The following is a 24,878-nucleotide window of genomic DNA, read 5'->3' as shown; positions in this document are numbered from 1 at the left end:
GCCGAGGCGTGTCACTCGTGGCTCAGGCAGCCATCGCCTTCTGCAGGTTCTCGTCGATCGCGGCGAGGAACTCCTCGGTGGTCAGCCACTTCTGGTTCGGGCCGACGAGCAGTGCCAGGTCCTTGGTCATCTTGCCCGACTCGACCGTCTCGATGCAGACCCGCTCGAGGGTCTCGGCGAACTCGGTCACCTCGGGGGTGTTGTCCATCTTGCCGCGGTAGGAGATGCCACGGGTCCACGCAAAGATCGAGGCGATCGGGTTGGTGGATGTCTGCTTGCCCTGCTGGTGCTGACGGTAGTGCCGGGTGACGGTGCCGTGTGCAGCCTCGGCCTCGACGGTCTTGCCGTCCGGGGTCATCAGCACGGAGGTCATCAGGCCGAGGCTGCCGAAGCCCTGGGCCACGGTGTCGGACTGGACGTCGCCGTCATAGTTCTTGCAGGCCCAGACATAGCCGCCCTCCCACTTCATCGCGGCAGCAACCATGTCGTCGATGAGGCGGTGCTCATAGGTCAGGTCCGCGGCGTGGAACTTCTCCTTGAACTCCGCGTCGAAGACCTCCTGGAAGATGTCCTTGAACGCACCGTCATAGGCCTTCAGGATGGTGTTCTTGGTCGACAGGTAGCACGGGACGCCACGGTCCAGGGCGTAGTTCAAGCTGGCCCGGGCAAAGTCGCGGATCGAGTCGTTGTAGTTGAACATGCCCATCGCGACACCACCGTCCTCGCCATACTTCGCGACCTCGTGGACCTCCGGCTCGCCGCCGTCGGCCGGGGTGTACGTGATGGTGACGGTGCCCGGCCCCGGCACCTTGAAGTTCTGCGCCTTGTACTGGTCACCGTGGGCGTGACGGCCGATGATGATCGGCTTGGTCCAGCCCGGCACCAGTCGCGGGACGTTGGAGATGATGATCGGCTCGCGGAAGATCACGCCGCCGAGGATGTTGCGGATGGTGCCGTTCGGGCTCTTCCACATCTCCTTGAGGCCGAACTCCTCGACCCGGGCCTCATCGGGGGTGATCGTCGCGCACTTGACGCCGACGCCGTGCTCCTTGATCGCGTGGGCCGCGTCAATGGTGATCTGGTCGTTGGTCTCGTCACGCTTCTCGACACTGAGGTCGAAGTACTTCAGGTCGACGTCGAGGTAGGGGTGGATCAGCCGGTCCTTGATGAACTGCCAAATGATGCGGGTCATCTCGTCACCGTCGAGCTCGACGATCGGGTTGGCGACCTTGATCTTCTCCATGCCTGCAGGCTCCTGTGGTCAGTGTGAGTGGCCGTCTGCACGGCCCGGCGTGAACAGGCGGCTGCGCTGGCAGCCGCCACCCCTCAGGTTATCGCGCGGCGCGGCTCCCCCGAACAACACCCACCGCCAGCCCCTGAAGAGGTGACAAACCCCACCCTTCCCGGGCCTCCGGCATCTGGACGGCGCGGTGCTAACGTCACCCGTGACGAACCTCCCCTTCACACCTAAGGATGAGCACCGTGAACACTCCCGTCAAGGTTGCCGTGACCGGCGCCGCCGGCCAGATCGGCTACAGCCTGCTCTTCCGGATCGCCAGCGGCGACCTGCTGGGCAAGGACATCCCGGTGCAGCTGCGACTGCTGGAGATCACCCCCGCCCTCAAGGCTCTTGAGGGTGTCGTCATGGAACTCGACGACTGTGCGTTCCCGACCCTGGCGGGCGTGGAGATCGGCGACGACCCCAACGTCATCTTCGACGGCGCCAACGTCGCCCTCCTGGTCGGCGCCCGTCCCCGCAGCAAGGGGATGGAGCGTGGCGACCTGCTGGAGGCCAATGGCGCGATCTTCACCGGTCAGGGCAAGGCACTCAACGACCACGCCGCCGACGACATCCGCATCACCGTCACCGGCAACCCGGCCAACACCAACGCGCTGATCGCGATGAGCAACGCCAAGGACATCCCGACCGAACGGTTCTCCGCGCTGACCCGGCTCGACCACAACCGGGCCCTGGCGCAGCTGTCGGCCAAGGCTGGCGTCGCCGTCACCGACATCACCAACATGACGATCTGGGGCAACCACTCGGCCACCCAGTACCCCGACATCTTCCACGCCCAGATCGGTGGCCGCCCCGCGGCCGAGGTCGTCAACGACCAGACCTGGCTCGAGGACACCTTCATCCCGACCGTCGCCAAGCGCGGGGCGGCGATCATTGAGGCGCGTGGCTCCAGTTCCGCGGCCTCCGCCGCGTCGGCCACCATCGACCACACCCGCGACTGGCTGCAGGGCAGCGCCGAGGGCAACTGGCTCTCGATGGCGGTCCGCTCCGACGGCTCCTACGGCGTGCCGGAGGGTCTGATCTCCTCCTTCCCCGTCACCACGTCTGGTGGCAACTGGGAGATCGTCCAGGGTCTGGAGATCGACGAGTTCTCCCGGGCCCGCATCGACGCCTCCGTGGCCGAGCTGGACGAGGAGCGCCAGACCGTCGCCGACCTCGGCCTCATCTGACCAATTTTCCGAGTGGTTTCGCTGCTTCATCCCGTCTTTTTGCAGGGGTTTCGCTGCTCCATCCCGTCTTTTTACAGTGGTTTCGCTGCTGGCCGGGAGCTAGTTCCTGCCAGGCGCCAGGCCCGCCGAGTATGCCGTCAGGCACCTCGGCGGGTCGTGTGGTCTGTGGCGGTGGTCGCGCGCCGGGACAGCGCGTGCCAAACCTCCCCAAGAAGGGGCTGAGCGTACGGAACCTCCCCCAGAAGGGGCTGAGCGCGCACGGAACCTCCCCAAGAATGGGTCAGCGGATGACCAGGGTCGCGCTGAGGATCGCGACAGCGACGGCCATCACCAGCAGGACCAGCACGTCCCAGACCCTCGAGCGGACCAGCAGTCCCCCGACCGCAGCACGCGGCAGCACCAGGCGCAGCAGGGCAGCCACGGCCAGGGTCACGGCGACGGTGTAACCCGCCGTGCGCACGCTGCCGACGAGCAACACCCACAGAGCCACGCTCAGCCCGGCGGGCAGCACCCACCACAGCCCCAGCGGCTGACTGCCCCAGTTGGCCGGTCGCCGCTGGCGCGGGGGCGGCGCAGCGGGCGCACTGCCGGGCTCGGAGGTCGTCACCGGACGGCTGTGACCCGGTCCGCAGGAGCGCCGCCCCGCGCCGCTCGCTCGGCCGCCTCGACGACATTGGTCAGCAGCATCGCGCGGGTCATCGGGCCGACGCCTCCGGGATTCGGTGAGATCCAGCCGGCCACCTCCGCCACGTCCGGGGCGACGTCTCCGGCGATCTTGCCGTCGCGGCGTGCGACGCCGACGTCCAGCACCGCCGCACCCGGTCGCACCATGTCAGCGGTGACGAGGTCCGGGACCCCGGCTGCCGACACGATGATGTCTGCGCCACGGGTGTGCGCCGCGAGGTCGCGGGTGCCGGTGTGGCACAGGGTGACCGTGGCATTCTCCGAGCGCCGCGTCAGGATCAGTCCGAGTGGGCGGCCAACCGTCAGCCCACGCCCGATGACCACCACCTCGGCCCCGTCGATCTGGACCTCGTGGCGCCGCAGGAGGTGCACGATGCCAAAGGGGGTGCAGGGCAGCGGCGCCGGCTCCCCCAGCACGAGGGAGCCGAGATTGACCGGGTGCAGTCCGTCAACGTCCTTGGCCGGGTCGATGCGGGACAGGATCGCGAATTCGTCCAACCCGGTCGGCTGCTGGACGAGGAAGGCGGTGCAGTCCGGGTCGACATTGAGGTCGTCGACGACCGCCTCGACCTGGGCCTGACTGGACCCGGCGGGCAGGTCCCGGCGCAGTGACCGGATGCCGATCTCGGCACAGTCGCGGTGCTTGGCGTTGACATACCAGGTGCTCGCCGGGTCGTCCCCGACCAGCACGGTGCCCAGGCCCGGGACCACACCCTGCTCAGCCAGTGCGGCAACGCGCGCCCTCAGGTCGGTCTTGATCTCGGCCAGCGCGGCGCGGCCATCGAGGATGCGTGCGGTCATGCTCGCCAGTCTATGGACGGCTCACGACACGTCCGCACACCCACCGGTCCCGCGGCCCCCTCGGCGCGCAGACACCCAGGTCGGCGCACCGCCCCGCGGTCCGATGTGATGAACCTCTCGACCGGCAAGCACCGCGCCCGGTCAGCACCGCCCCGACGGGAGCGTCAGTGCGCCGCCCGCCGGCGTGACCTCGCGCGGGCCAGCGCTGCCCAGGCAGCAGCCAGCACGGTCAGGGCGACCCCAACCAGCATCTGCACTCCGACCGCGTCACGCGTCGCCGGCGCCAGCAGGTCCAGGACCACTCCGGTCCCCATCTGGCTGGTGATGGTGACCAGGGCAAACAACAACACCCCGCTGTGCATCACGGCCCAGGCGGCCAGGACGATGAACAGCACCCCCAGGACCCCGCCGGGCCAGGCCCACCACGGGATCCCACTGAGGTCCGGCACTCCGGCGGGCAGCACCGTCCATGCCCCGATCAGCACCAGCAGCACCGACCCGGTCGTGAAGTTGATGAAGGCCGTCACCGACGAGTCCCCACTGATCGTGGTGATCCGGGCGTTGGTGGCCTGCTGCACCGCGGTCAGCATGCCGACTACGAAGGCCAGCACCGCCGGAAGCCACAGAAACTCCCCGTCCCGCACACCAGGGGTGACCGCGACCACCACCCCGATGACCGCCAGGACGGCGGCCGCGACCCGGGCGGGGGTGATCAGTTGCGGGGCGGCGGGGCCGAAGCGGAAGCGGTCCACCACCAGGGCGTTCACCGTCTGACCACCGATCAGGGCGATCAAGAAGGTCGCGACGCCGACCAGCGGCACGGCATAGGTCTGGGTGGCCACCACCAGGCCGCCGGCGAACCCACCGAACAGCTGCCAGAGCGGCAGCTGCCGCTCACGGACGGCGGTGCGGACCCTGGCGACGCCGGAGCGGAACCGAGCGGTGAACCACAGCAGCGCGACCGCCGTCAGGCCGATGAAGAAGCTCAGCCAGGCCGCTGTCATGGCCGGGATGTGCGAGCCAAGCTCACCGTTGACCCGGGACTGCACGGCCAGCAGCACGCCTGCGACGAAGGCGGCGACCAGCGCCAGGGTCAGATCAGTGGGTCGGCGACCGAACCGGGCCGTTCCCCCGCCGGCGCGGGGTGCGCGTGAGGACGCGTCAGTGGGCAAAGTGTCGGGTGCCGGTGAAGTAGAGCGAGACACCAGCTGCCGCGGCCGCGGCGACAACCTCCTCGTCGCGGATCGAACCGCCCGGCGAGACCACGGCCCGCACCCCAGCGTCCAGCAGGATCTGCAGACCGTCGGCGAAGGGGAAGAAGGCGTCGGAGGCCGCCACGGACCCCTCCGCCCGCTCGGCACCGGCGCGCTCCACCGCCAGGCGGCAGGAGTCGACCCGGTTGACCTGGCCCATCCCGATGCCGACGCTGGCACCGTCACGGGCCAGCAGGATCGCGTTGGACTTCACCGCGCGGACCGATCGCCAGGCAAAGGCCAGGTCGGCCAGCATGGCCTCGTCGACGGCTGGTCCGGTGGCCAGCTGCCAGTGCGCCGGGTCGTCACCCTCCGCGTCGATCACGTCCAGGGCCTGCAGCAGCGCACCCCCGCCGATGTTGCGCACCTCGTTGCCGCCACGCTGGACTGCTGCCGCACGGACCACCCGCAGGTTCTTCTTGGCCTGCAGCAGCTCGAGAGCCTCCGGCGCGAAGTCCGGGGCGATGATCACCTCGGTGAAGATCTCGGCGACCTGCGCTGCCAGCTCGGCGGTCACCGCACGGTTGGTGGCGATGATGCCGCCATACGCCGACACCGGGTCGCAGGCGTGGGCCTTGCGGTGCGCCTCGGCGATGTCGGCGCCGGTCGCGATGCCGCACGGGTTGGCGTGCTTGATGATCGCTACGGTCGGCACGTCGCCGTGGTCGTGCGCAGCCCGGCGGGCGGCGTCGGCGTCCACATAGTTGTTGAAGGACATCGCCTTGCCGTGCAGCACCTCGGCCTGCGCCAGCGAGGGCACCGGCTGGAAGCCGTTGCGGTAGAGCGCGGCCTGCTGGTGCGGGTTCTCCCCATAGCGCAGCACCTCGGACCGCTCCCAGGTCGCCCCCATCCAGGCCGGGAAGCCGGTCCCGTCGGAGGTGTCGGTGAGCACGTTGGCCATCCAGGAGGCGACGTGCACGTCATACGTCGCGGTGTGGATGAAGGCCTGGGCGGCCAGGGCCTTGCGCTGGTCGAGGGAGAAACCGCCGCCCACGGCAGCGGCGACGACCTGCTCGTATGCCGTGGGGTCAACGACGACCGCCACCGACGCGTGGTTCTTGGCGGCCGCCCGCACCATCGAGGGGCCACCGATGTCGATCTGCTCGACGCACTCCTCCTGGGAGGCGCCGGACCCGACGGTCTCGGTGAAAGGGTAGAGGTTGACGACGACCAGGTCGAAGGGCTCGATGTCGAGATCGGCGAGCTGCGCCACGTGGTCGGGGTTGCGGGTGTCGGCCAGCAGTCCCGCATGCACCCGCGGGTGCAGGGTCTTGACCCGACCATCGAGGCACTCGGGGAAGCCGGTGAGCTCCTCCACCCGGGTCACCGGGACCCCGGTCTGCTCGATCCGGGCCGCGGTCGAACCGGTCGAGACCAGCTGCGTGCCCGCCTCGTGCAGTCCCGTGGCCAGCTCCTCCAGCCCGGTCTTGTCATAGACCGAGATGAGTGCCCGGCGGATGGGGCGGCGGGCCTCCTCCGGCGCACTGTCGACGTCCGGGATGTCCTGGGCGTCCTGCGGGGTGGCATTCACGGGATGGTGACCTTCCTGTCGGTGAGGGTGTGGCCGTGCCGGGCCAGGCGGCCCACGACGTCCACCAGCATGGCGTGCTCGACGTCCTTGATGCGTGCGTGGAGGGTGTCCTCGGTGTCGTCGTCCTCGACCGGGACGGCACGCTGGGCCAGGATCGGGCCGGTGTCGACGCCGCTGTCGACGAGGTGGGCGGTGCACCCGCTCACCCGAACACCGTAGGCCAGGGCGTCCGCGACAGCATGCGCCCCCGGGAACGCCGGCAGTAGCGCGGGGTGGGTGTTGACCACCGTGTGGTCGGCGAGCACCTGCTCCCCCAGGATCTTCATGAAGCCGGCTGAGACGACGAGATCAGGACCGTATGCCGCCAGTTGCGTCGCCAGGGCTGCGTCCCACGCCGTCCGGTCCGGGTGGTCGCCCACCCGGACGACAAAGGTGGGGATCTGGTGGCGCTCGGCCCGCTCCAGGGCGAGGATCGCGTCCCGGTCCGCGCCGACGGCGACGATCTCGACCCCGTAGCCGGGGTCCGCGGTGGCGTCGATCAGCGCCTGCAGGTTGCTGCCGGTGCCGGAGACGAGCACGACGACCCGCGCGGGCGCAGCGTGGTGAGAGGGCACCCGAAGACGATAACCCCCCACCCATCGATCCTCGCCACGAACGGAGGGTCAGAGCCGGCGTCGGAACAGGTGCAGCACTGTCAGGGTGAGCAGCGCGCCACCGAGCAGCTCTGCTCCCAGCAGGCCGGCCACCCGCAGCGGGTCGGTGCCCACGACGGCGAGCAGACCCGGGGTCAGCCCGCCCAGCGCGAGCCAGCTCAGCACCAGCACGACCACCGTGACGCACACGCAGGCCGACACCGCGATCTGCGCCTTGGCCCACCAGGAGGCCAGGCGGGGGGCGGCGCGCACACTCTGGAAACCCAGCCAGGCGCCGGCGAGAACCGGGATCAGGACCACCAGCCACAGGCCGGGGGGAAGGGACCCGGGCTCGGGAAGCGCGGCCAGGACCGGGACCAGCGGCAGGTCCCCCGCCGTCGACCCGGCCCAGCCGACCTGCACGGTGCCCACGGCGACATCGGCACCGCTGGTCCAGCCCATGGCCCACACCAGCAGGTTGGGCAGGGCCAGGACCTGGCCGAGCGTGAGGACCGACGTGCCCACCGTGCCGGCGTCCAGCGCGTCATACAGGGTCAGCACCCGGTCAAAGCGCATCACCAGGAGCGCGACCAGGATCAGCAGGGCACCGGTGAGCAGGAGGCCGAGGGCCTGCGCCGCCGGGCGCAGTCCACGACGGAAGAGCACCGGGGTGTGCAGCTCGATCCACCGCAGGCCCCGGTCGAGGGTGGGCTGCTCCTGACGCCTGCGCTCGCGCCACAGGCTGAGCATGATCGCCACCAAGGGGATCAGGACCAGTCCGGGCACCGTGCTGGCGACGACCACGGGTGCCTGGCCGAGGCTGGCCAGGGAGACCAGGAGTAGCCCGGAGGCGACATAGCCACCCAGGAAGGCCAGCAGCTCGGCGGCGCCGAGCGCCGCCCAGGCCGAGCGCCACCCACGCACATCCTGGAGCTGGCCACGGGCGTCGGGCCGGTCCACGACCACCTGCCCCACGGCATACCAGCAGGCGAGCAGCGGGACGAGGGTGAGCAGCAACGGGGCGAAGACGACCGAGGTGGCCCCCACCTCGATGGTGCCACGGTGCGCCAGTGCCCACAGGTCGACACCGATGCCCGCCGTCTGCCAGATCGACGTGCTGCTGCGGTCGTCGGCCAGCCACGCGACCACGACCGGCACCAGGACGACGACCCAGGAGATCACGGCGGCCAGCAGGCCGGCCAGCGCTGCCAGCAGGACCGCGCGCAGCCGCCCGGTCAGGGTGGCCGCGTCGGAGGGTCGAGTGGTGGTGCGCTCCAGGAGTGTCATGACGTCACCATCGTCACCCGGCGCGGGACGGATGAAGCGGAGGCACACCGAGAGCAGGCACTCCGCCGGGACAGCACTCGGGCCCCCGACCGACACCAGGGTCGTGGTCGGGGGCCCGAGAGGTCCGTGCCGTGTCCGCACCGCGGACAGCTGGCAGGGCGGTGCGTCAGGCGTCCTGGCTCTGCAGGATCTGACGCATCAGGTCTGCGGTCTCCGAGGGGGTCTTGCCCACCTTGACGCCAGCGGCTTCGAGGGCCTCCTTCTTGGCGGCAGCGGTGCCGGAGGACCCGGAGACGATGGCGCCGGCGTGGCCCATGGTCTTGCCCTCCGGGGCGGTGAATCCGGCGACGTAGCCGACGACCGGCTTGCTCACGTGCTCCCTGATGTAGTCGGCGGCACGCTCCTCGGCGTCGCCGCCGATCTCGCCGATCATCACGATCGCCTTGGTGTCCGGGTCGTTCTCGAAGGCCTCGAGCGCGTCGATGTGCGTCGTCCCGATGATCGGGTCGCCACCGATGCCGATCGCGGTGGTGAAGCCGAAGTCCCGCAGCTCATACATCATCTGATAGGTCAGCGTGCCCGACTTGGAGACCAGGCCGATCGGCCCCTTGCCCGCGATGGTGTGCGGGGTGATGCCGGCCAGGGACTCCCCGGGGGAGATGACTCCCGGGCAGTTCGGGCCGATCATCCGGGTCTGCTTGCCCTCGAGGTAGGCGAAGACCTCAGCCGTGTCCTTGACCGGGACCCCTTCGGTGATGACCACGATCAGCGGCATCTCCGCGTCGATGGCCTCGATGCAGGCGTCCTTGGTGAAGGCCGGCGGCACGAAAAGCACGGACACATTGGCACCGGTCGCCTCCATGGCTTCCTTCACGGTGCCATAGACGTGCAGCTCCTGGTCGTTGAGCGTGACGGTGGTGCCAGCCTTGCGCGCGTTGACGCCGCCGACGATGTGCGAGCCGGCCAGCAGCATGAGCTCGGTGTGCTTGGAACCCATGCCACCGGTGATGCCCTGGACGATGATCTTGGAGTCCTTGTTGAGGTAGATCGTCATTTTTTGTTGTCTCCCGGTCTCAGGCGTTCGCCAGCTCAGCGGCCTTGTCGGCCGCGCCGTCCATGGTGTCAACCTGGGTCACGAGCGGGTGGTTCAGCTCGTCCAGGATCGCGCGACCCTTCTCGACGTTGTTGCCGTCGAGACGGACCACGAGGGGCTTGGTGGCGCTGTCACCGAGGATCTCCAGCGCTCCCTTGATGCCGTTGGCGACCTCGTCGCAGGCGGTGATGCCGCCGAAGACGTTCACGAAGACGGCCTTGACCTGCTCGTCACCGAGGATGACGTCGAGACCGTTGGCCATCACCTGGGCGTTGGCGCCACCGCCGATGTCGAGGAAGTTGGCCGGCTTGACCCCACCGTGCTGCTCGCCGGCATAGGCCACGACGTCGAGGGTGCTCATCACCAGACCCGCGCCATTGCCGATGATGCCGACCTGGCCGTCGAGCTTGACGTAGTTCAGGCCCATCTCCTTGGCCTTGGCCTCCAGCGGGTCGGTCGAGTCCTTGTCCTCCAGCGCGGCGTGGTGCTCGTGGCGGAACTCGGCGTTCTCGTCGAGGGTGATCTTGCCGTCCAGGGCGATGATCTGCCCGTCGGTGGTCTTGACCAGCGGGTTCACCTCGACCAGGGTCGCGTCCTCACCCTGGTAGACACCCCACAGCTTGACGATCACGTCAGCGAGCGCGTCCTGGTCACTGGTGAAGCCGGCGGCGTCGACGATCTCGCGGGCCTTGGCGGCGTCGATGCCGGTCAACGGGTTGACAGCGACGCGGGCCAGGGCCTCGGGACGCTCGACGGCGAGTTGCTCGATCTCCATGCCGCCTTCCTTGCTGCACATGGCAAGGACGGAACGGTTGGCGCGGTCGAGCAGGACCGAGAAGTAGTACTCCTCGGCGATGCTGGCTCCCTGGGCGATCATGACGGTGTTCACGGTGTGACCCTTGATATCCATCCCGAGGATCTGCTCTGCCGCGGTCGCGGCCTCCTCGGCGCTCTTGGCGAGCTTGACGCCACCGGCCTTGCCCCGACCGCCGGTCTTCACCTGCGCCTTGACCACGACGACACCGCCGCTGTTGGCACCGATGCGCTCTGCTGCCGCGGCTGCGTCACCGGGGTCGGTGATCACCTCGCCGGCTAGAACCGGCACGCCGTGCGCCTCGAACATATCCCGCGCTTGGTACTCAAAAAGGTCCACGAGTCAGCTATCCCATCTGCGTGTTGGTTGTGGGTCTGTGCGTGTGTGTTGCTGGGCGGCCGGGCTGAGGTTCTGGGAGGCGCCCAGGTCCTGACCGGATGTCCGTTGCAGATTAGCGCACCGTCCACAGCGTGATCAGTGCCACATCCGCCAGTGGGTCAAGGAAGGGTAAAGTGCTCGCACGTCCAACAGCCCCGGGAACCCCCCGCCCGGCGCGCTGGCCCCCTGTCTGGACCCGTTCGATGTCCCATCGGAGCTGATGTGCGCGAGTCTCCTGACGACCGTTTGCGGTCGGTGTCGCGGCCTGCGGTGCGCCAGGACCAGACCGGCAGCGCTGCGACCAGCGGACGTCACCGCACGGTCCACGTGACTCACGGACAGCCTCGCACGCACGGCGAGACCCCGGAGGCTGCGGAGCCGCGCACGCGCCGCGAGGCCCGGCAAGCCCGCCAGGTCAGTCCACCCCGGACCCGACGCGAGGCTCGGCAGGCACGCGAGGCTCGGCAGGCACGCGAGGCCCGGCAGGTCGTCGACCATCCGACCGAGCCACGCTCGCGCAGGGAGGCCCGGGAGGCCGCACGGGGCCGGAGTCTCGGCAGAGCCCGTGATCCCCTTCCTGCCCCGTCCGCGGCGCCGGAGGCACCCCAGACCCGCAGGGAGGCCCGGGAGGCGGCCGCACGTCTCCAGCGCTCGCTGGCCAACCGGCGTCTGATCAGTCCGCTGGTCGCCACGGCCCTGGTGGCCGCCGGAGCCTCGACGGGAGTGGTGGGAATCCCCCAGAGCGTGTGCGCCGGCACTCACGCTGACCATGCGGCGCGGGCGGCTGTGCTGCGCGACCAGCCCGTCTCGTCAGCGGCTCAGGAGGGCACCGGGCGATTCCTGCCTGCCGGGGCGGGTGGGGCCGCCCTGATCGCGGATCGCTCCACCACGGCGACGGCGCGAGGCTCGATCGGGCGGATGAGCCTGGCGTGGGGCACCACAGCGGTCACCGAGGGGCACCGCCTGATGAGTGCCCAACTTTCCCTCATGGAATCCTCGGTCACCACCGGGGTCGAGCTGACCGAGGGCGCCCGGGAACAGGTCCGCGAGATCATCCAGACCCAGGCCTTCCACGAGCCGATCCTGGACGCACGCCAGACCTCGCGGTTCGACTGGCGGTGGGGGCGGATGCACAACGGCCTCGACTACGGCGCCGACATCGGCACTCCGTTGTATGCCGTGGGGCAGGGCACCGTGACCACCACCGGGTGGAACTCCGGACTCGGCTATCACACCAAGATCACCCTCGACACCGGCGAACTGACCGTCTACGGTCACCTGTCCCGGATCGACGTCTCAGAGGGCGACGCCGTCGTGGCAGGCACCACGGTCGGCGCCGTGGGTAACACCGGGCGGTCCACCGGGGCTCACCTGCACTTCGAGGTGCACACGGAGCAGGGTCCGATCGACCCGACCCCGTGGCTGGAGTCACGCCGCGGCTGAGCCGTCACCCCGACTCAGCCTTGTCGGGCCTCCAGGGCCAGCGGACCGGACCGGACTCAGAGTTTCTCCAGCGGCGCATAGCGCAGCAGGAGACGTTTGACCCCCGCGTCACCGAAGTCCACGTGCGCCATCGTGTGGTCTCCGGTGCCCTCGACCCGGATGACGGTGCCGAGGCCGAAGGAGTCGTGGCTGACCCGGTCCCCGGCGGCCACCGAGATCGGCGCAAGAGTCCTGGGCGCTGCGGAACCGCGGGGGTTGAGGCGGACCACGCCACCGCCGGTCCGTCCCCGGTCCGCGCCTCCCCAGCCCTGCTGGACCGAAGCGCTGGGCCGGCCCGCGACACTCATCCGATCGCGGTCGGAACGCTCCCAGTCGACCACCTCGGGCGGGATCTCGTCGAGGAAGCGCGAGGGTGGGTGGTACTGCGGCGCCCCGAAGGCGGCCCGGGTGCCGGCCCGACTCAGGTGCAGGCGCTGCTGGGCGCGGGTGATGCCCACATAGGCCAGGCGCCGCTCCTCCTCCAGCTCCACAGGGTCATCCATCGAGCGCATGTGGGGGAAGGTGCCGTCCTCGAGACCGGTGAGGAAGACCACCGGGAACTCCAGGCCCTTGGCCGTGTGCAGGGTCATCAGCGTCACCACCCCCGCCTCGGTGCCGTCACCGCCCTGGGGGATCTCGTCGGCGTCCGCGACGAGGGCGACCTGCTCCAGGAAGTCGACGAGCGTCCCCTCGGGGTAGTTCTCGTCGAACTCCCGCGCGACAGCCACCAGCTCCGCGAGGTTCTCCAGCCGCGTCTCGTCCTGCGGGTCGTGGCTGGCCCGCAGCTCCTTGGTGTAGCCAGAGCGGTCCAGGATCGCCTCGAGCAGCTCGGCGACCCCGGCCTCCTCATCGGCGGCGACCTTGCCGACGTCCTCCAGGATGGCCGTGAACGCCTGGATCGCCGTCACCGAGCGCGTCGCGATCCCCGGTGCGTCCTCAGGGCGAGCGAGGGCCGCCACGAAGGGGATCCGCTCACGTGCCGCGAGCGCCGCGACGGCGGCCTGAGCACGATCACCGATGCCGCGCTTGGGCACGTTGAGGATGCGGCGCAGGTTGACGTCGTCAGCGGGGTTGGCCACCACCCGCAGGTAGGCCAGTGCGTCCTTGACCTCACGGCGCTCGTAGAACCGGGTGCCGCCGACCACCTTGTAGGGGTGGCCGGTGCGCACGAAGACCTCCTCCAGCGCCCGGGACTGGGCGTTGGTGCGATAGAAGACCGCGACGTCCTTGGGCTGCACCCCGTGCTCGTCGCCGAGCCGGTCGATGGTCTGCGCGACGAACGACGCCTCGTCACGCTCGTCGTCGGCGACGTAGCCGACAATCATCGGCCCCTCACCCAACTCGGACCACAGCTTCTTGTCCCGCCGGCCAGGGTTGCGTGAGATCACCGCATTGGCCGCCCGCAGGATGCGCTCGCTGGACCGGTAGTTCTGCTCGAGCAGGATGGTGCGCGCCTGCGGGTAGTCCTTCTCGAACTCCACGATGTTGCGGATCGTGGCTCCCCGGAAGGCGTAGATCGACTGGTCGGCGTCACCGACCACGCACAGCTCGGCGGGTGGCACCTCCTCGTCCTCGGTGCCGACGAGCTCGCGGACCAGGGTGTACTGCGCGTGGTTGGTGTCTTGGTATTCGTCCACCAGCACGTGCCGGAAGCGGCGTCGGTAGTGCTCGCGCACCGCCGGGAAGGCCTGCAGGATGTTCACCGTCAGAGAGATGATGTCGTCGAAGTCCAGCGCGTTGGCCTGGCGCAGGCGTCGCTGGTAGTCGGTGTAGGCCTGCGCCACCACCGCCTCGTAGGGGTTGTTGCCCACCTGCGCCGCGAAGGTCTCCTCGTCGATCAGCTCATTCTTGGCGTTGGACACCTTGTGGCAGAAGACCCGGGCCGGATAGCGCTTGGGATCCAGGTCCAGGTCCCGGATCACCATGGCCATCAGCCGTTGACTGTCGGCGGCGTCATAGATCGAGAAGGTCGACTTCAACCCGACAGTCGCCGCCTCGCGGCGCAGGATGCGCACGCACGCCGAGTGGAAGGTGGACACCCACATCGCCTTGGCCCGGGGACCGATCAGGCCCTCGACCCGCTCGCGCATCTCTGCGGCGGCCTTGTTGGTGAAGGTGATGGCCAGCACCTGGCCCGGCTGCACCCCCCGGTGCGCCAGCAGGTAGGCGATGCGGTGCGTCAGCACCCGGGTCTTGCCCGAGCCGGCTCCGGCCACGATCAGCAGGGGCGAGCCCTCGTGGACGACGGCCTCGCGCTGCGGCCCGTTGAGACCCTTCAGCAGCGTGGCGGCGTCCGCGTGGGACGTCGGCTCCTCGTCGGCGAAGTCGGGGGCCGGTGCCTCCTCCAGAGCCCACAACGGCACTCCGGACTCGTCCACCGGCACGCTCCCGCTGGCCTGGGAGGGCGACATGGGGGGCAGGGGGACGTTGTCAAAGAGCGTGCTCATGGTGCGGCTCAGTCTAGGTCGAGACACTGACACCTTCCCGGCTCTGTCCACCGAGCCCGGACACCGCAGGGGACGAGGTATGCCGGACCCGCCCGTCCGGCACCCACCCCACCTCTGCCGACGTACCCTTGTCTGCGTGATCCGCGAAGCAACAGAGCAGGACATCCCCGCGATCCTGGGTCTGGTCCAGGAGCTGGCCGACTACGAGAAGGAGCCGGAGGCGGCGGTCGGCACCGTCGAGGCCTACCGGCAGGTCCTCTTCCCCCAGGACAGCTCCCCGACGGCGTGGGCCCATGTCGCCGAGGTGGACGGACAGGTCGTCGGCATCGCGGTGTGGTTCCTGACCTTCTCCACCTGGACCGGACGCAACGGGCTGTGGCTGGAGGACCTCTACGTCTCCCCCGCCCACCGCGGGAGCGGGATCGGCGGCACGCTGATGGCCACGCTCGCCCGGGTCTGCACCGAGCGCGGCTACCCGCGCATGGAGTGGACCGTCCTCGACTGGAACACGCCCGCCCTGGAGGTCTACCGCCACGTCGGGGCGGAGGCGATGAATGAGTGGACCACCCAACGCCTCACCGGTGACGCCCTGGCCGCACTGGGGGCCGACGCGTGATCCTGCCCACTCCCACCCTCACCCTCACCCTCACCCTCACCCTCACAGCCGGGACCATCTCACCGGCCGGCTCCACGGCATACCTCGACGGGTGGACCATCACCCTGCTCCTGGCCGGCTTCCTGACCCTGGGGGTCTGCGTCGTCTCGGGGCTGCGCGGCCGGGGCCCCGGACGGGTCACCCTCGGGATCACCGCCGCGCTGCAGGTGGTGGTGACCGTCGTGTTCGGGTCCTATCTGCTGCGCACCCTTGAGGGACAGCGCCCGGTCGGACCGTCCTGGGAGCTGTGGGCCTATCTCGTCACGGTGCTCATGGTCCCGGCCGTCGCCTGGCTCTGGACCCGCAGCGACCAGTCCCGTTGGGGCACCTTCGTGCTCGCGCTCGCCGGCTTCGTCGTCGCGGTGATGGGCGCCCGGTGCGCCCAGATCTGGCACGGGGTGGGTTATCTGTGACCTCCACGGACGCCACCACGCACCGCGAGGTCAATCCCCGCACCTCCGGTCCGGGCCGCCTGATCATCGCGCTGTATGCCGTGTTCGTCGTGGGATCGCTGTCCCGGGCGGGTTTTCAGATCGCCACCCGGTTCCACGAGGCACCGCTGGCCTACACCCTCTCCGCGGTCGCGGGAGTGATCTATGTGGTGGCCGCAGTGTCCCTGGCGCTGCGCGGCCCCCGCGCCTGGTGGGTTTCTGTTGTGGCGATCAGCACCGAGCTCCTGGGGGTCCTCGCCGTGGGGCTGTGGAGCGTGCTGGACCCGGCGGCCTTCCCGGACGCCACGGTGTGGTCCAACTTCGGTCGCGGTTACCTCTACATCCCGCTGGTGCTGCCGGTGCTCGGCCTGTGGTGGCTGTGGAGCACCCGCCCGGCGCGGCTGGCGCGCTAGCGGCGAGCCCTCCGGCTCAGGTCACCCGGCTCAGTTCCAGAGCGTCGCGACGAGCACGTTCACCACGGCGAGCAGGCCGGCGCCGTGCACCATCCCCGCGGCGACGGGCTTGTCCTTGCGCGCCCGGGCGGCGGCCACCTCGGTCAGGCCGGCGACCGCGAGCGCGATGACCAGCTTGACGGCGATCTTGGTGTTGTTGACCTCGGCGTCCAGCGCCCCCTGGGCGACACCGACCAGGATCAGGCCGGTGAGCACCTGCACCCGCGCGCCCCACACCATGACCGTGTTGGGCACCAGACCCTGGGAGCTGCGTGTCACCGCCACGAGGTAGCCACCGATGAGGGAGGCCAGGCCGAGCATGTGGGCAGCAACAGTCAGGTCGTAAACGAATTCCATGTCCTTAGCCTAGGCTGCGCGGCAGGATCCTCCGCTGCCAGTCCAGCAACGGGGTGACCGCCAGCTCGGACAGGGGGATCCAGGCCGCATGCGCGGTGCTGCCACCGACGTCGTGGACCACCGGGACGACCGGCTCTGAGCAGGCAGCGAGATAGACCGCGGAGATGGCGTGATAGTCCTCGAGGCGCCCGGACGGGGCCTGGCCGGTCCAGTGCCGGCTGACCAGTTGTAGTGGCGCGGTGACCTGCACCTGCTGGCCGGTCTCCTCCCAGACCTCCCGGACCGCTGCCGCTGCCGGGTCCTCCCCTGGATCGACGCCGCCACCGGGCAGGCCCCAGACGTCGTCGTCGGTGTTGGCAAAGGTGGTGAGCAGCAGGGAGGGTATGCCGAGATGCTCGGCGACGACCACGGCATACGCCCCGAGGCGCTGGTGGGGCTCTGGGCGCTCTCCTGGCTCGACCAGGTAGACCAGCACCACCTCCCCGTCCACCAGCTCGGTGCCGGACCACAACGGCTCGTGGCCGTGCGCCTGAAGGACTGCTGCGGGGTCGATGCCGTGCGGCACGACATCCTCCACGAGCGTTGTCCCGGCCCTGTCAACGGCGCGCACCCTGACCATCGCAACCTTCCTGCAGACCCGTCCTCACCGGGTCAGACTGCCATGGCGGGTATCGTGCTCCAAGGCACAGCCCCGGGCCGGGTCGGGGTCAGCGGACGGGGTGCACAGCAAGGGCGCTGGGTGCTGGTGACAGCAGGGGTGTGCGGACACGTGCCCGACACACGGGCGATCGGGGCAGGTGGGAGATGATGGTGACAGGACGGATACCCAGGGCGCTGGGGCGCGGGTCCGGGGCAGGCGGGTCGAGACGTCCGGGGGCACGCCCGAGCGAAATTGCTGCCAGTGTGGTCCTCGGGGGACGTACGCTTGTCCCTGTGCTGCGCCCTCCTACCCCAGGCTGCCTCCGGGTGCCGGGACGTCGGATCCCTCAGGAGAGGGTTGACCACGCGTCGGCGCTTCGATCGCACCAGCGAGGTGTCGACACGTGACGTCCGTCGGGGACGAGTCGCTGCCGGAGCCGAAGCTCACGCGCCTCGGGCGCCGGGAGATCATCCAGTCGCTGCTCGGCTTCGCGATCGCCCTGGCGCTGCTGATCTTTGGCATGCCGCTGGTCGTTGACACCACGTGGACCCAGATCGGCACCCAGCTGAGCATGGTGGGCTGGGAGGCCTCCGCGGTGATGCTGGGCCTGATGCTGGTGGGCCTCTACTGCTACACCCTCACGCTCATCGGGTCGCTGCCCGGGCTCAGCCACGTCCGTGCCCTCATGGTCAACGCGGCGGGCTCGATGGTCAGCAACATCCTTCCGGGTGGCGGTGCTGTCGGGGTGGCGATCTCCTATGTGATGTATCGGTCCTGGGGCTTTTCCCGGAGCAACATCTCCACCTCCCTGGTGGTGACCGGGGTCTGGAACATCCTGGCCCGCGTGGCGCTCCCGGTGCTCGGCATGGCCGTGGTCATCTGGGGTCCCGTCGAGGCACCCACCGCGATCATCGCCGTCAGCGTCATCGCCGGAGCCGCCGGGACGGGGCTCATCGTGCTCTTCGCCCTGGCGATCTACTCCGACCGGGTCTCGACCTTCCTGGGGCACCTGATCAGCAAGCTGTTGCGGCCCTTCTCCAAGAAGATCCGTTCCGGCGTCGACATGGACCGCATCATCCAGGACCAGCGGGCCCGGATGTCCACCGTGGTGGGCAAGCACAGCATCAAGATGACGCTGGGCCTGGTGGGGATGTTTGGCTTCTTCTTCATCCTCTACTGGGTGGCCTCTCGCACCGTGGGGTTGGGCCTGCCGGTCTACATGCTCTTCGCCGCCTACGCCTTCCGGCAGTTCCTCACAGTCATCGCCATCACCCCGGGCGGCCTGGGCATCACGGAGGTCGGCACGGCCGGCATCCTGGTCGCCTTCGGCGGCGACCCGGGAGCGGCCTCAGCCGCCGCACTGCTCTATGCGATCTTCACCAACCTGTTGTCCGTGCCCTTGGGTCTGGCGGCCTGGGGCATCTGGTGGTTCGGCCCCAAGAACACCTCGCGGGCCGCCGGTCAGCTCAAGCGCAACCTCGCGCCAAAGGACCCCGCGTCACCCAGTGATCAGGCACGACCCGCGCAGCACGAGACGCATCAGGACCCGCACCCACGTCCGCAGCAGCCCAGCGCCTGACCGGGCGTGGGCCGACCTCCGGCGCACAGTGCGCCGACGGCCCGCACGCGCGCTGGCGGTCGGGTTGGCGTCAGCGTCGCAGCAGCTGCCGCACCCTGCTGACCTGCCGCCCCTGGGACATCAGGCGGAGCACCTGCCGACGGCGGGCCTGGTCGGCGAGCGCGTCGTCCGGCTCCCCGGGCTCCCACCCTCCCGTGGCCCGGGTCGCGGCGGCCTCGAGCAGGTAGTCGGCCAGCGCGGGGTTGGCGGGCAGGATCGGTCCGTGCAGGTAGGACCCGATCACGTTGCCGGTGCGGGCCCCCTCCGTGCCGTCCGAGCCGTTGTTTCCCTGTCCGACACGCACCTGCCCGAAGGGCTCCTGCCCCTGACCGAGGACAGTGGAGCCGGAGTGGTTCTCATAACCGACGACCTGACCCACCGCAGTGTCGAGGACCACGGGACCGATCATCCGCGTGCTCCCGCCGGTCGTGGTGACATCGAGTATGCCGAGCCCCGGCAGCCGCTGGCCCTCCACCGTGGTGAAGGCCTGGCCGAAGAGTTGATACATGCCGCAGATCATCAGCATCGGCACCCCGTCCTCGGCCAGCGCCCGGAGCCGGTCAGCATGGGTGCCCAGGTCGTCCTGGACCCGGGCCTGCCCGGAGTCCTGGCCCCCGCCGCCGAGCAGCAGGTGCGCCTCCTCCGGCCAGGGCTCCCCGGGATGGTGGTCGTGCACCACCGGGGTGTAGCCGTGCCAGCGCAGCCTGCTGGCCAGCGTCCGGGTGTTGCCCAGATCGCCGTAGATGCTCATCTCACGCGGATAGAGGTGGACGATGTGGACGGTGCCCTTGCTCACGCGGCGTCCTCTCCGAAGCGCGCGAGACCGTAGCGGGCCGCCAGACGGCGTCGCAGGTGCATCATCGCGGTGTAGGTGCAAAAGATCCGGGTCGGCCGACCGGAGTGCTCGGTCAGGAACCGATCGAGGGCGGCGTCGAGATCGGGTTCGACATCGCCGACCGGCACCCCGTCATACTGCAGCCGCAGGGCCATGTCGAAGGCACGCACCCCGCTGGTGAGGGCGACCCCGTGCTCGGCCAGGCTCTCGAAAGAGACGTCATAGAGCCAGGAGACGTCCCGCCCGTCGGCATAGTTGTCATTGATCGCGATCAGGGTGTCGACAGGCTCGGAGCCGTAGGTGCCCAGCGCCACCGTGAACCCGGCCGGGTTCTTGACCAGGACCAGCTCGAGAGGATGCCCGTCGACGTCGATCACCTCACCCCGCCCGAACGGGGGCGTCACCGTGGCCAGTGCCGAGGCAGCCACGGCCGGATCGAAGTCGTCGGCCAGGACCAGACGAGCGATGGCGGTGGCGGCCGTCGCGTTGATCATCGCGGCCAGCCCGCGCTGCTGCAGGGTCAGCGGCCCGACGTCGGCGGAGCCGGTGACGGTGAAGGAGCGCTCGTCGTGGACCAGCAGCAGGGAGGTGTCGGCACTGTCCGGCAGCGCTGCCGCACCGTCCGCCTCGGGCGCGCGCACATCCGCCTCCTGCAACTCGGGCAGCCGGTCGGCGCAGGAGGGGTCGACGCCGAACCAGTTCACCTGCACCCCGTCCGCCACCCGGCGCCGGATCCGTGCGATGAAGGAGTCGTCGACGTTGAGGACCACCCCGAGGGTGGTCTGCTCGGCCAGCTGGGTCAGCAGCTGGGCGGTCTGATCGATCTCGGCAAACCGGTCGAGCTGGTCGCGGGCCACGTTGAGCAGCAGCGCGTGGGTCGGGGCGACCGTGGCGGCGAAGTGCAGGGCGTGCGCCTCATCGAGCTCGAGCACCGCCCAGTCTGCGTCCAGGCGCCCGTTGAGCGGCACCTCGGCGAGCATCGCTGAGATCACGCCGCGGGTGAAGTTGCTGCCCGTCGGGTTGGTGAAGACGCGCTGGCCGTGCGCCCGCAGCAGGGCGACGACCATCTTGGTGGTCGTGGTCTTGCCGTTGGTGCCGCTGACCACGACGATCCCCCCGGGCAGACCCGAGAGGGCGTGCGCCAGCACCTGCGGGTCCAGGGTCTCCGTCACCAGGCCGGGCAGGGCGGAGCCGCCACCACGCAGACGGGACAGACCCCGGGCCAGCTTGCCGGCGGCGATAGCGACAGAGGAGCGGATCACAGGGCAACTCTAATCGGCCGCGCCCCCACCGCCACGCACCTCACGTCCCGACCACCTCACGTGGCACCCCTGCGCCTCACGCGTCGCTCCGCCACCACACCCCACCCGTCGCTCCGCCACCACAGACGCGCACCGCACACGGAACTGCCCGTCATACTCGCGTGGAGTATGACGGGCAGGTCACGTCAGTCGGTCGACCAGGAGGTCACCGCAGCCAGCTGTTGCCGACCTTCTCGCCCCACCAGCGGCCCAGGCCCCAGGTGTCACCCGAGAGGGTGTAGGCGGCGACCAGCAGGACCGCGGCCTCGATCCAGTGCGAGTCGGTGATCGGGTTGGTGAAGCCCATGTTGGCCGCGCCGATGGGGAGTGCGGCGAAGTACATGAAGGCCATCAGCAGGGTGCCACCCCAGGCGGCGAGCTTCAGGCCCGCGCCGGCGAGCATGGCCAGGCCGATGCCGAACAGACCAAACATGAAGACGAAGTCCGTCAGACCACCGAAGGTCTCTGCCATCCAGACGAAGACCTCCTTGAACGGACCGGAGGTGGCGTTGATCATGTAGCCCTGTGCCGGTGCACCACCCTCGATCCAGGCGCGGGCGGACTCAGTGCCATAGCCGAGACCGAACAGCTTGTCGAGGAAGGGCCACATGAAGGTCCAACCGATCAGGATCCGCATGCCGGCCAGCAGCTTGCGGACAAAGCTGGAGTGGACGATGTCGGTCTGGTAGACGGTGTCGTCGCCGCGACCACCGCGGCCCACAACAACGTCGTCCTGTGCGGGGGTTTGGAGATTCGCGCTCATGACGATGCCTTTCGGATTCTGCGAGGTGGAGGTCGTTCTCGACCTCCACTACAGAGTGTAGTACTACACCGTGTCGAAGTTCCACTTTCCCGGTGTCTCTTACCTCACACCCGCCGGCTCACTCCCAACACCCGTCGGCTCACTCCCACTCGATGGTCCCCGGCGGCTTGCTCGTCACGTCGAGCACCACCCGGTTGACCTCCTCGACCTCGTTGGTGATCCGGCTGGACACCTTGGCGAGCACGTCATAGGGCACCCGGCTCCAGTCGGCGGTCATGGCGTCCTCACTGCTGACCGGACGCAGCACGACCGGGTGCCCATAGGTGCGTCCGTCGCCCTGCACGCCCACCGAGCGTACGTCGGCGAGCAGGACCACGGGGCACTGCCAGATGTCGCGGTCCAGGCCGGCCTTGGTGAGCTCCTCGCGGGCGATGGCGTCAGCCCGCCGCAGGATGGCCAGACGCTCGGCGTCGACGGCACCGATGATCCGGATGCCCAGGCCCGGCCCGGGGAACGGCTGGCGCCACACGATGGCCTCTGGGACCTCCAGCTCGAGGCCGACCTGGCGCACCTCGTCCTTGAAGAGCGTGCGCAGCGGCTCGATGAGGCTGAACTGCAGGTCGTCCGGCAGCCCGCCCACGTTGTGGTGGCTCTTGATGTTGGCCGCACCGCTGCCTCCGCCGGACTCCACGACGTCGGGATAGAGCGTGCCCTGCACCAGGAACTTGACCGGGTGGCCCTCGGCGTCGGCGTGGCCGACCACGTCCCGGGCGGCCTGCTCGAAGACCCGGATGAACTCACGGCCGATGATCTTGCGCTTGGTCTCGGGGTCGGTCACTCCCGCGAGCGCGTCGAGGAAACGCTGCTGGGCGTCGACGACGAGCAGGTCCACGCCGGTCGCCGCGACGAAGTCCTGCTCGACCTGCTCGGCCTCTCCCTCACGCAGCAGACCGTGGTCGACGAAGACGCAGGTGAGCTGGTCCCCCACAGCGCGCTGCACCAGGGCTGCGGCCACCGAGGAGTCGACACCCCCGGACAGCCCGCAGATGACCCGGGCGTCCCCGACCTCCTCGCGGATCGAGGTGACCAGGTCCTCCACGACGTTCTCGCTGGTCCAGGTCTGCTCCAGGCCGGCCCCCCGGACCAGGAAGTTCTCCAGCACGCGCTGGCCGAAGGTGGAGTGCAGGACCTCGGGGTGCCACTGCACGCCGTAGCGGCGGGCCTCGTCGTCCTCAAAGGCCGCCACCTCCGCCCCCGGTGTCGTCGCGGTCACCCGCATCCCCTCGGGGGCCTCGGAGACGGAGTCCCCGTGGCTCATCCACACCGGCTGCTCATCCGGCTGACCGTCGAAGAGGGTGCTGGAGGTGTCGGAGATCCGGGCCTTGGTCTCGCCAAACTCCCGCAGCCCTGTCTTCTCCACCGTCCCACCGAGCGCGCTGGCCATCGCCTGGAAGCCGTAGCAGATGCCCAGGACCGGCACCCCCGCCGTCAGCAGGTCGGCGTCCAGCGACGGCGCCCCCTCGGCATACACCGACGAGGGTCCACCGGAGAGGATCAGGGCCGCGGGGTTCTTGGCGAGCACCTCCTCGGCCGGCATGTCGTGCGGCACGATCTCGCTGTAGACGGAAGCCTCGCGGACCCGTCGGGCGATGAGCTGGGCATACTGCGCGCCGAAGTCGACGACGAGGACAGGGCGCTGCTGGAGGGCGTCGGTCACCGGGACAGGTTATCTGCCTGCGGCCCTTCCGTATGCCGGAGGGCTGGGTTCGGTCAGACCCGCACCCCGGCTCCGCTCTCCCTGGCCTCGATCTGGGCCCGTGCCATCCGGGTGACCCGGTGCTCGACCCAGAAGGACAGGAAGGGCACGCACCCGGCCAGCATGACGAGCACCATGGGTCCGATCTCCCAGCGCAGCGCGAAGCCGAGCAGGGCGACGGACACCAGATAGATCATGTAGAGGAAGCCGTGCGGCATCGCCCACCAGTCGAGGGCGTGGTTCTGGAAGCCGTAGCGCAGCACCATGTGCGTCGTCAGGACCAGCAGCGCGACACCGACGACGAACGCCATCACCTGGAAGAACTTCAGCTTGGCGCGGTCAGACATGGTGGGGCTCGATCCTCTCGTCGGCGGGTGCGGGGGCGCTGCTCACTGTAGGCCCAGACCCTGAGCGTCCTCCGCTGACCTCCCGGTGCCGGGCCGCGTCGTGCAGCAGCTTGAGATACATGAAGACCGCAAAGGCGGCGAACACCCACCACTGCAGGGCGTAGCCGAGGTTGCGCCAGTCGATGTCGCCGGCCTGCAGCGTTGGGGGCGGGACGTGCTGCAGGTCCGCAGAGCTCAGGGCAGGCTCCTCGGCGGTGCTGAAGATGAACCCGTTGTAGAGCGACTCCGGCCACTCGTTGGCCAGCACCGACAGGTCGATCGTGCCGTGCTGGCCCGCGGGCAGTTCCTCCTCGCCAAAGTAGGGCGACTCCCCCGGGGCGAGCTCGCCGCGCACGGTCACCGGCGTGCTGGGGGGCAGGTCGGCGTCGGCCGGGTCCGTGACGAAGCCGCGCAGCACCGGGATCACCTCCGCGCCGTTCCCGGTCACCAGGGGGGTGACCACCCACAGCCCGCTCTCCTGCCCCAGGATGCGGTCGGGGACCAGGAACTGGCGCGTGCCGTCATACTCCCCCTCCACGACCACAGGGTGACCGGCGCCGTCGGCGGGGAAGGGCGCATGCGGCTCCATCACCTGGTCCAGCGGCTTTTCGACGAGCGCGTCGCGCTCGGCCTGCAGCTCGGCGATCGCCGAGTCCTGCGCCACGGCCAGCTGCCACAGCCCCAGCCACACGAAGGCCACACAGATGGCGACGACGACGCCGAGCAGCGTGAGCCAACGTGGGGTGAACAGGGTGCGCAACACCCTCCCAGGGTAGGTGACCTCCCCTGCACGACCGTCAGCGAGGGTCGACT

24 protein-coding genes are annotated in these 24,878 nt (G+C 69.6%); 6 read left to right on the top strand and 18 right to left on the bottom strand.

Going from position 1 to position 24,878, the window contains the following annotated elements:
- Positions 1-22 precede the first annotated feature (22 nt).
- A complete protein-coding gene (locus FNH13_RS06065) occupies positions 23-1,243 on the bottom strand; it encodes an NADP-dependent isocitrate dehydrogenase (protein ID WP_143782640.1) in 1,221 nt (406 codons plus the stop codon).
- A 230-nt stretch (positions 1,244-1,473) separates the two neighbouring features.
- On the opposite strand from FNH13_RS06065, the gene FNH13_RS06060 reads away from it, so the two are divergent.
- A complete protein-coding gene (locus FNH13_RS06060) occupies positions 1,474-2,469 on the top strand; it encodes a malate dehydrogenase (protein ID WP_143782639.1) in 996 nt (331 codons plus the stop codon).
- Positions 2,470-2,749: 280 nt separating this feature from the next.
- Here FNH13_RS06060 and FNH13_RS06055 read toward each other — a convergent pair whose 3' ends face one another.
- The 8 genes from FNH13_RS06055 to sucC form a co-directional block, all read right to left on the bottom strand.
- Positions 2,750-3,076, bottom strand: a complete 327-nt coding sequence (locus tag FNH13_RS06055) for a DUF3017 domain-containing protein (RefSeq protein ID WP_165700032.1) — start codon at positions 3,074-3,076, stop codon at positions 2,750-2,752.
- The gene (locus FNH13_RS06050; RefSeq protein WP_143782637.1) at positions 3,073-3,954 is read right to left on the bottom strand and encodes a bifunctional methylenetetrahydrofolate dehydrogenase/methenyltetrahydrofolate cyclohydrolase; all 882 of its coding nucleotides are present in this window, start codon (positions 3,952-3,954) and stop codon (positions 3,073-3,075) included. Before FNH13_RS06050 ends, FNH13_RS06055 begins: the two co-directional genes overlap by 4 nt.
- A 164-nt stretch (positions 3,955-4,118) precedes the next feature.
- Positions 4,119-5,126, bottom strand: a complete 1,008-nt coding sequence (locus FNH13_RS06045) for a DMT family transporter (protein ID WP_165700031.1) — start codon at positions 5,124-5,126, stop codon at positions 4,119-4,121.
- Positions 5,116-6,738 (bottom strand): bifunctional phosphoribosylaminoimidazolecarboxamide formyltransferase/IMP cyclohydrolase, encoded by a 1,623-nt coding sequence (gene purH / locus FNH13_RS06040; protein ID WP_407669954.1) that lies wholly within the window; start codon positions 6,736-6,738, stop codon positions 5,116-5,118. The genes FNH13_RS06045 and purH overlap by 11 nt, the downstream gene beginning before the upstream one ends.
- Positions 6,735-7,352, bottom strand: a complete 618-nt coding sequence (gene purN / locus FNH13_RS06035) for a phosphoribosylglycinamide formyltransferase (protein ID WP_143782635.1) — start codon at positions 7,350-7,352, stop codon at positions 6,735-6,737. The genes purH and purN overlap by 4 nt, the downstream gene beginning before the upstream one ends.
- A gap of 48 nt (positions 7,353-7,400) precedes the next feature.
- Entirely contained in the window at positions 7,401-8,657 is a 1,257-nt protein-coding gene (locus FNH13_RS06030) for a cell division protein PerM (RefSeq protein ID WP_143782634.1), read from the bottom strand.
- A gap of 166 nt (positions 8,658-8,823) precedes the next feature.
- A complete protein-coding gene (sucD, locus tag FNH13_RS06025) occupies positions 8,824-9,711 on the bottom strand; it encodes a succinate--CoA ligase subunit alpha (RefSeq protein ID WP_143782633.1) in 888 nt (295 codons plus the stop codon).
- 19 nt (positions 9,712-9,730) lie between these two features.
- The gene (sucC, locus tag FNH13_RS06020) at positions 9,731-10,903 is read right to left on the bottom strand and encodes an ADP-forming succinate--CoA ligase subunit beta (RefSeq protein ID WP_143782632.1); all 1,173 of its coding nucleotides are present in this window, start codon (positions 10,901-10,903) and stop codon (positions 9,731-9,733) included.
- Positions 10,904-11,197: 294 nt separating this feature from the next.
- Between sucC and FNH13_RS06015 the strand changes: the two genes are divergently transcribed.
- Positions 11,198-12,385, top strand: a complete 1,188-nt coding sequence (locus tag FNH13_RS06015; RefSeq protein ID WP_143782631.1) for a M23 family metallopeptidase — start codon at positions 11,198-11,200, stop codon at positions 12,383-12,385.
- Positions 12,386-12,441: 56 nt separating this feature from the next.
- On the opposite strand, the gene pcrA is transcribed toward FNH13_RS06015, so the two are convergent.
- Positions 12,442-14,871, bottom strand: coding sequence for a DNA helicase PcrA (gene pcrA, locus FNH13_RS06010; RefSeq protein WP_143782630.1), 2,430 nt, complete (start codon positions 14,869-14,871; stop codon positions 12,442-12,444).
- 136 nt (positions 14,872-15,007) lie between these two features.
- Between pcrA and FNH13_RS06005 the strand changes: the two genes are divergently transcribed.
- Genes FNH13_RS06005 through FNH13_RS05995 form a run of 3 tightly spaced genes read left to right on the top strand, consistent with a single transcriptional unit; the run spans position 15,008 to position 16,370 of the window.
- Positions 15,008-15,487: a GNAT family N-acetyltransferase gene (locus tag FNH13_RS06005; RefSeq protein ID WP_143782629.1), complete on the top strand. Its 480-nt coding sequence runs from the start codon at positions 15,008-15,010 to the stop codon at positions 15,485-15,487.
- A complete protein-coding gene (locus tag FNH13_RS06000; RefSeq protein ID WP_143782628.1) occupies positions 15,484-15,939 on the top strand; it encodes a hypothetical protein in 456 nt (151 codons plus the stop codon). Before FNH13_RS06005 ends, FNH13_RS06000 begins: the two co-directional genes overlap by 4 nt.
- The gene (locus FNH13_RS05995) at positions 15,936-16,370 is read left to right on the top strand and encodes a hypothetical protein (RefSeq protein ID WP_143782627.1); all 435 of its coding nucleotides are present in this window, start codon (positions 15,936-15,938) and stop codon (positions 16,368-16,370) included. Before FNH13_RS06000 ends, FNH13_RS05995 begins: the two co-directional genes overlap by 4 nt.
- Before the next feature lie 30 nt (positions 16,371-16,400).
- On the opposite strand, the gene FNH13_RS05990 is transcribed toward FNH13_RS05995, so the two are convergent.
- Both FNH13_RS05990 and FNH13_RS05985 read right to left on the bottom strand, forming a co-directional pair.
- Entirely contained in the window at positions 16,401-16,766 is a 366-nt protein-coding gene (locus FNH13_RS05990; RefSeq protein ID WP_143782626.1) for a hypothetical protein, read from the bottom strand.
- A 4-nt stretch (positions 16,767-16,770) separates the two neighbouring features.
- Entirely contained in the window at positions 16,771-17,385 is a 615-nt protein-coding gene (locus FNH13_RS05985) for an NUDIX hydrolase (RefSeq protein WP_143782625.1), read from the bottom strand.
- Positions 17,386-17,809: 424 nt separating this feature from the next.
- Between FNH13_RS05985 and FNH13_RS05980 the strand changes: the two genes are divergently transcribed.
- Positions 17,810-18,985 carry a lysylphosphatidylglycerol synthase transmembrane domain-containing protein gene (locus FNH13_RS05980; RefSeq protein WP_143782624.1) on the top strand — a complete coding sequence of 392 codons (1,176 nt, stop codon included), beginning with the start codon at positions 17,810-17,812 and terminating at the stop codon, positions 18,983-18,985.
- Between the two features lie 70 nt (positions 18,986-19,055).
- Here the strand turns inward: FNH13_RS05980 and FNH13_RS05975 are convergent, their stop codons facing one another.
- From FNH13_RS05975 to FNH13_RS05950, 6 genes are all read right to left on the bottom strand, one after another.
- Positions 19,056-19,820, bottom strand: coding sequence for a type 1 glutamine amidotransferase (locus tag FNH13_RS05975; RefSeq protein WP_228266614.1), 765 nt, complete (start codon positions 19,818-19,820; stop codon positions 19,056-19,058).
- Positions 19,817-21,121, bottom strand: coding sequence for a Mur ligase family protein (locus FNH13_RS05970; protein WP_143782623.1), 1,305 nt, complete (start codon positions 21,119-21,121; stop codon positions 19,817-19,819). Before FNH13_RS05970 ends, FNH13_RS05975 begins: the two co-directional genes overlap by 4 nt.
- Positions 21,122-21,326: 205 nt before the next feature.
- Entirely contained in the window at positions 21,327-21,923 is a 597-nt protein-coding gene (locus tag FNH13_RS05965; RefSeq protein WP_228266613.1) for a DoxX family protein, read from the bottom strand.
- A gap of 139 nt (positions 21,924-22,062) precedes the next feature.
- A complete protein-coding gene (gene guaA / locus FNH13_RS05960) occupies positions 22,063-23,640 on the bottom strand; it encodes a glutamine-hydrolyzing GMP synthase (protein WP_143782622.1) in 1,578 nt (525 codons plus the stop codon).
- A 53-nt stretch (positions 23,641-23,693) separates the two neighbouring features.
- Positions 23,694-24,026, bottom strand: a complete 333-nt coding sequence (locus FNH13_RS05955) for a DUF3817 domain-containing protein (protein ID WP_143782621.1) — start codon at positions 24,024-24,026, stop codon at positions 23,694-23,696.
- Positions 24,019-24,828, bottom strand: a complete 810-nt coding sequence (locus tag FNH13_RS05950) for an SURF1 family protein (protein WP_143782620.1) — start codon at positions 24,826-24,828, stop codon at positions 24,019-24,021. The genes FNH13_RS05955 and FNH13_RS05950 overlap by 8 nt, the downstream gene beginning before the upstream one ends.
- Positions 24,829-24,878 lie beyond the last annotated feature (50 nt).

This window comes from Ornithinimicrobium ciconiae, from assembly GCF_007197575.1.
GTDB lineage: Bacteria > Actinomycetota > Actinomycetes > Actinomycetales > Dermatophilaceae > Ornithinicoccus > Ornithinicoccus ciconiae.
Note: the sequence above shows the minus strand (reverse complement) of the source record. Positions and strands in the feature narration are given on the sequence as shown.